The following is a 1,490-nucleotide window of genomic DNA, read 5'->3' as shown; positions in this document are numbered from 1 at the left end:
CCCGCCGCCGAGCGGGCCGTACGGGCGCTCGCGCAGGCCGTGGCGTACGGGCAGTGGCGGCGGGAGGCCGCCGACCCCGGCAAGGTGCCCGAGTACGAGGACATCGACGAGCGGGGCGCCGCCGCCCTCGTCCACGGGCTGCTCGCCCGCGGCCAGGGCCTCACCCTCACCACCGAGGCCACCTGCGAACTGCTCGGCGCCTACGGCGTCCACGTCCACCGCGCCCTGCCCGCGCCCACCCCGGACGCCGCCGCAGGGGCCGCCCGCACGCTCGGCTACCCGGTCGCCCTCAAGGCGACCGCCCCGCACCTCAGGCACCGCGCCGACCTGGGCGGCGTCCGTCTCGACCTGGCCGACGAGGAGCAGCTGCGCCGGGCGTACGCCGAGCTCACCGAGCTGTTCGGCGGCCCGGAGGAGCTGCGCCCGGTGGTGCAGCGCATGGCCCCGCGCGGGGTGGACACGGTGGTCCGCGCGGTCATCGACCCGGCGGCCGGCGCCGTGCTGTCCTTCGGGCTCGCCGGGGCCGCCTCCCAGCTGCTGGGCGACATGGCGCACCGCCTGATCCCGGTGACCGACCGGGACGCCACCTCGCTGGTCCGGTCGATCCGCACCGCCCCGCTGCTCTTCGGCTGGCGCGGCTCGGCGCCCGTGGACACCCCCGCGCTGGAGGAGCTGCTGCTGCGGGTGTCCCGGCTGGTCCACGACCACCCGGAGGTCGTCGCGGTCACCCTGGAGCCGGTCGTCGTCGCCCCGCACGGCGTCAGCGTCCTCGGTGCGTCCGTGCGCCTCGCGCCGCCGCCCGCCCGCGACGACCACGGGCCCCGGACCCTCCCCGCGTACTGACCACGGGCGAGCGGTGCCTCGCAGTCAGTGGCCCCCCGTAGGATGGGCGTCATGGCCAAGACCAGTACGACGACCCAGGGGCTGCGGGCGGCGATCGAGCGCAGCGGCTACTACCCGGCCCTCGTGGCCGAGGCGGTGGAGGCCGCCGTGGGCGGCGAGCCCGTGCGGTCGTACCTGGTCCATCAGGAGACGACGTTCGACCAGAACGAGGTGCGGCGGCACGTGACCGTGCTCGTCCTCACCGCCAACCGCTTCATCGTCAGCCACACCGACGAGCAGGCCGCGGACAGCACGTCCCCGGCGCCGTACGCCACCACGTCCACCGAGTCGGTCAAGCTCGGCCGGATCTCGTCGATCGTGGTCAGCCGCGTGGTCGCCAACCCGGAGTCGTACACGCCGGGCACCCTGCCCCGCGAGATCGTGCTCACCATCGGCTGGGGCGCGGTCTCCCGCATCGACCTGGAGCCGGCCGCCTGCGGCGACCCCGACTGCGAGGCCGACCACGGCTACACGGGCAGCTCGACCGCCGACGACCTGAGCCTGCGCGTCAGCGAGGCCGGCGACGGCCCGGAGACCGTGCGCCAGGCGCTGGCCTTCGCCCAGGCCCTGTCCGAGGCGACCGCGGACCCGCGCTGATGGCCCACCCC

At 76.2% G+C, this 1,490-nt stretch carries 2 protein-coding genes; both read left to right on the top strand.

Annotated elements, in window-relative coordinates:
- On the top strand, nt 1–843 hold an 843-nt coding region (locus tag CCN29_RS30725; RefSeq protein WP_442538573.1), incomplete at its 5' end, for an acetate--CoA ligase family protein.
- Between the two features lie 51 nt (nt 844–894).
- Entirely contained in the window at nt 895–1,479 is a 585-nt protein-coding gene (locus CCN29_RS30720) for a DUF5998 family protein (RefSeq protein WP_006136409.1), read from the top strand.
- Nucleotides 1,480–1,490 lie beyond the last annotated feature (11 nt).

Origin of the sequence: Streptomyces pseudogriseolus (assembly GCA_002154585.1) — a bacterium.
Taxonomy (GTDB): domain Bacteria; phylum Actinomycetota; class Actinomycetes; order Streptomycetales; family Streptomycetaceae; genus Streptomyces; species Streptomyces pseudogriseolus.
Note: the sequence above shows the minus strand (reverse complement) of the source record. Positions and strands in the feature narration are given on the sequence as shown.

Coding starts and splice junctions, on each gene's coding strand:
- CCN29_RS30720 (WP_006136409.1), top strand. CDS start 895: ATGGCCAAGACCAGTACGACGACCCAGGGGCTGCGGGCGGCGATCGAG.